4 protein-coding genes are annotated in these 4,607 nt (G+C 66.6%); 1 reads left to right on the top strand and 3 read right to left on the bottom strand.

What is annotated here, in order from left to right; all coding sequences use genetic code 11:
* Nucleotides 1–23: 23 nt before the first annotated feature.
* Nucleotides 24–1,283 (bottom strand): cytochrome P450, encoded by a 1,260-nt coding sequence (locus WAN71_RS23575; protein ID WP_422227647.1) that lies wholly within the window; start codon nt 1,281–1,283, stop codon nt 24–26.
* Nucleotides 1,284–1,413: 130 nt separating this feature from the next.
* Here WAN71_RS23575 and WAN71_RS23580 point away from each other — a divergent pair, with 130 nt between their 5' ends.
* Nucleotides 1,414–2,049, top strand: a complete 636-nt coding sequence (locus tag WAN71_RS23580) for a TetR/AcrR family transcriptional regulator (protein WP_422227648.1) — start codon at nt 1,414–1,416, stop codon at nt 2,047–2,049.
* Here WAN71_RS23580 and proB read toward each other — a convergent pair.
* Both proB and obgE read right to left on the bottom strand, forming a co-directional pair.
* Entirely contained in the window at nt 2,046–3,152 is a 1,107-nt protein-coding gene (proB, locus tag WAN71_RS23585) for a glutamate 5-kinase (protein WP_422227649.1), read from the bottom strand. The two genes, WAN71_RS23580 and proB, sit on opposite strands and share 4 nt — an antisense overlap.
* A complete protein-coding gene (gene obgE / locus WAN71_RS23590) occupies nt 3,145–4,590 on the bottom strand; it encodes a GTPase ObgE (protein WP_422227650.1) in 1,446 nt (481 codons plus the stop codon). Before obgE ends, proB begins: the two co-directional genes overlap by 8 nt.
* Between the last annotated feature and the right edge of the window lie 17 nt (nt 4,591–4,607).

Raw genomic sequence — 4,607 nt, forward strand, 5'->3', positions numbered from 1 at the left:
AAGCCCACACTCGACGCCGGAAATCAGAAGGCGCAGGGCATGCTGCGAATCCCGTGGATGAAGTTGCCGGGTACGTATACGGGTTCGCCCGCCTGAATGTCCGGCAGCTGACGCAATAGCTCGCCGAAGATCGCGCGCAGTTGCGCTCTGGCCACGTGCGCGCCCAAGCAGAAGTGCACTCCGCCACCACCGAAACCGACGTGCGGGTTGGGACTGCGGCTCAAATCCAGGCGCTCCGGCTGCTCGAAGACCTCGGTATCCCAGTTGCCGGACGGATAGAACATCACCACCTTCTCCCCCGCCCGGATGGTTTGGCCGCCAACTTCGAAATCCGTTGCGGCCGTGCGGCGGAAGGTCATCACCGGGCTGGCCCAGCGGATGAACTCCTCGACCGCACAGCCGATCCGGTTGTCGAAATCTTCCAGCAGCCAGGCACGTTGATCGGGAAAGTCGGTGAGCGCCTTCAGCGCGTGACTGGTGGTTTGGCGAGTGGTGTCGTTGGCAGCGACAGACAGCAGCACGAAGAACGCGGCGATGTCGGTGTCGGCGAGCCGGTCACCATCCACCTCGGCGTTCACCAAGCTGCTGAACAGGTCGTCACCCAGATGTTCGCGACGCTCGGCGGCCAGGGCGAAAGCCACCTGGTGCACGGTTGTTTGGGCCTCGAACAGCACCTCCATCGGGTGGCGGCCGTTGAGGTAGACCGGGTCGGCCCACGAGACCATGGCATCGGCGGCGTGTTCCACGCGCTGACGATCCGCCTCCGGAATGCCCACCATGTCCGACAGCGTGCGGATGGGCAGTTCCTTGGCGCATTGCTCGACGAAGTCGCCGCCGCTGCCGGCCGCTTTGAGTTCCTCGACGATGGTCTTGGCGTTCGCCTGGATCGAGTCCTCGATGCGCCTGACCTGCCGAGGGGTGAACGCGGCACTGACGAGTTTGCGAAGGAAGGTGTGCCGCGGCGGGTCCATCGCCAGGAAGGACTGGGATGCTTCGAGCAGTTCCTCGGGAACGTTCTCGAAGATCACCCCCTTGCCGGACAGGAACACCTCGTTGTTGCGGCTGACCGCGACGATGTCTGCGCGCCGGGTAAGAGCCCAGTAGCCGGGGTCGTCGGGATCAGTCATCAGCGCATCTTCGACCGGAGGATGCCAGCTCACCGGGCGTTCGGCGCGCAGCTCCGCAAACGAGCGCTCCCGCTCCTGCGCGGTGGTGGACCAAAACGCCCGCGACGAGAGATCGATGGGGTCGTAGGCGCGAGGGGTTGCGGCCGTCGCTGTCATGGTGTGTCCTCCATCGGCTATGACTGCGGTCACATATGCAACACCGCCGACCCTAGAACTAGACATAGTGTCTAGTCAAGACGTCAAGGCGTCGGTTACGCTCGGACCAGCGGTGGGATTAGGAGGAGCCATGCCGTCGGTCACCCGAAAGCCACAAGCCAAACGCCAGGAGCGGCGTGAGCAGATCGAGCGCCGACTGCTCGACGCCACCGAACGGCTGATGCGTGACGGCACGAGCTTCACCGAACTCAGCGTGGATCGACTGTCCTCCGAGGCCGGAATGTCGCGGGCCAACTTCTACATCTACTTCGAGGACAAGGGCCACCTGCTGCGCCGGTTGGCCGGCCAGGTGTTCGCCGATCTCGCCGACAGCGCCGAGCGCTGGTGGGGCGTGGCGTGGCGACACGATCCCGACGACGTCCGCGCCGGGATGGCTGCCATCATCGCCAGCTACCGGCGTCATCAACCGGTCCTGGTCGCGCTCAACGAGATGGCCGCCTACGACTCCTTGGTCGGAGCAACCTACCGCAATCTGTTGACCGCTATCACCGGGCGATTGGCCCGCGTCATCCAGGATGGCCAGGCCGACGGGTCAGTCCGCCGCGAGCTGCCAGCGGCGACCGCGGCTAGTGCGCTCACCTGGATGGTCGAGCGGGTCTGTCAACAAAACTTGCCGAATAGCCCGCCCACATACGATGCCGAGCTGGCCGCCACGCTCACTGAAATCGTCTGGGGCGCTTTGTATCTCAAGCCAATCCCGAGCTAAACGGCGACCAGGTCGTCGGCGTGCACTGCGGGCCGGCGCAGCTCCGCGGGCAGCTCTGAGGTCGACCGGCCGATCATGGTGGCCAACTCGGCAGCGTCGTAGGCGACCACGCCGCGGGCCACCAGGGTCGCGTCGGGCCCCAACAGGTCGACAACGTCACCGCCGTGAAAACTACCGGACAGACTCGTAATACCCGCGGGCAGCAGTGAGCGGCGTTGGCCAAGCACGGCGCGCACGGCGCCGGCATCGAGGGTCAGCGCACCGGCGGACTCTGCGGCGTAGCGCACCCAAAACCGGCGTGCCGACATCCGATTGGGCCGTGCGGCGAACGCCGTGCCGACCGAGGCGTCCGCCAACGCGGTCACGGCGTCCGCGGCGGCTGCCAATAGAACCGGGACCCCGGCGTCGGCGGCCAGCAGCGCCGAGGACACCTTCGATGCCATCCCACCGGTGCCCAGGTGACTACTCTGTCCTGCCACCACGCCGTCCAGGTCGGCCGGCCCGGAAACCTCAGGGATGAAACGTGATTCACGGACTTTGCGCGGATCGGAGTCGTACAGCCCGTCGATGTCGCTCAGCAGCACCAGCGCGTCGGCACCGACCAGGTGCGCCACCAACGCCGAGAGCCGGTCGTTATCGCCGAATCGGATTTCGTTGGTGGCCACCGTGTCGTTCTCGTTGACGATCGCGACCGCATGCAGCGCCCGCAGCCGGTCCAGGGTGCGCTGGGCGTTGGTGTGTTGGACCCGCATCGAAATGTCATGCGCCGTCAGCAATACCTGCCCAACGCTGCGTTGGTAGCGAGCGAAAGCAGCGCTCCAAGCATTCACCAGCGCGACCTGCCCGACACTGGCCGCCGCCTGTTTAGTGGCCAGGTCAGCGGGCCGCTTGGTCAGCCCGAGCGGCTCGATGCCGGCAGCAATCGCTCCCGAGGAGACGATGACGACGTCGGAGCCTGCTTTCATGCGGCCCTCGATCGCTTCGACCAGCCCCGCCAGCCTGCCGGCGTCGAACATGCCGGTCGGCGCCGTTAACGCGGTGGTGCCGACCTTGACCACGACGCTTCGCGCGGCGCGGATGGCCTCGCGCGCTGCGCTACTCATCAGCGCCGCGGCTCTCGCGGCGCCGGCGGCGGGCCGCCTTGCGTTCGTCGGCCCCGACCCGGTCAGTGCTTTCCAGGCGTGGGTCGGTGCCTCGTCTCGTCATCACGGTGTGAACACCGGACGGCGTCTGAGGCTCCCAGTCGAAGGTGACCTCACCGATGGTGACCGCGCATCCCGGTCGCGCACCCAGCTTCACCAGTTCGTCCTCGACACCCAGACGGGCCAACCGGTCACCGAGGTAGCCGACCGCCTCGTCGTTGTCGAAGTTGGTCTGGGCGATCCAGCGTTCGGGCCGCCGGCCGCGGACCACGAACCCGCCCTGCCCATCGGATTCCACCGTGAAACCGGACTCGTCGACCGGGACCGGGCGAATCACCGGCCGTCGTGGCACCAGCACCGGCTGTGCGGCGTGATGCAGCGACACCAGGTCGGCGAGCGCAAATATCAACGGCTGCAACCCTTCCCTGCTGACCGTCGACACCAGGAACACCGGCCAGCCGCGCGCCGCGATTTCGTCGCGAACGAATTCGGCAAGTTCGCGGGCCTCCGGCACGTCGATCTTGTTGAGCACCACCGCCCGCGGCCGCTCTACAAGATCACCCAGCGCCGAATCTCCTTGCAGCGTAGGCGTATACGAGGCCAGTTCGGATTCCAGCGCATCAATGTCGGACACCGGGTCGCGGCCCAATTCCGCAGTCGCACAATCCACCACGTGTACCAGCACCGCACACCGCTCGATGTGGCGTAGGAAGTCTAGGCCCAGACCGCGGCCCTGTGACGCACCCGGGATCAGGCCCGGCACGTCGGCGACGGTGAAAGTGCGCTCTCCTGCCGAGACCACACCAAGGTTGGGAGCCAGTGTGGTGAAGGGATAGTCGGCGATCTTCGGCTTGGCCGCCGAGATCGTCGACACCAGCGAGGATTTGCCGGCCGAGGGAAACCCGATCAACCCGACGTCGGCGACGGTCTTGAGCTCGAGCGTGAGATCGCGGGATTCACCCTTTTCGCCGAGCAGTGCGAATCCGGGCGCCTTGCGGGCCCGCGAGGCCAGCGCAGCATTGCCCAGCCCGCCGCGACCTCCGGCCGCGGCTTCGAAGCGGGTGCCCGCACCAACCAGGTCGGCGAGCAATCGGCCGTCCTCGTCGACCACCACGGTCCCGTCGGGGACCTTGACTTCAAGATCGGCACCGGCGGCCCCGTCGCGGTTACTGCCCATGCCCTGCTTGCCGGAAGCCGCGACGATGTGCGGCCGGAAGTGGAAGTCGAGCAAGGTGTGCACCTGCGGGTCGACGACGAGCACAACGCTGCCGCCGCGGCCGCCGTTGCCGCCGTCAGGACCGCCGAGGGGCTTGAATTTTTCGCGGTGGACCGAGGCGCAGCCGTTGCCGCCGGAGCCTGCCCGCGTGTGGATGACGACGCGGTCGACAAACCGAGGCATCGAAGTTCCTCTTACTC

The organism is Mycobacterium sp. (genome assembly GCF_049280035.1).
Lineage (GTDB): Bacteria > Actinomycetota > Actinomycetes > Mycobacteriales > Mycobacteriaceae > Mycobacterium.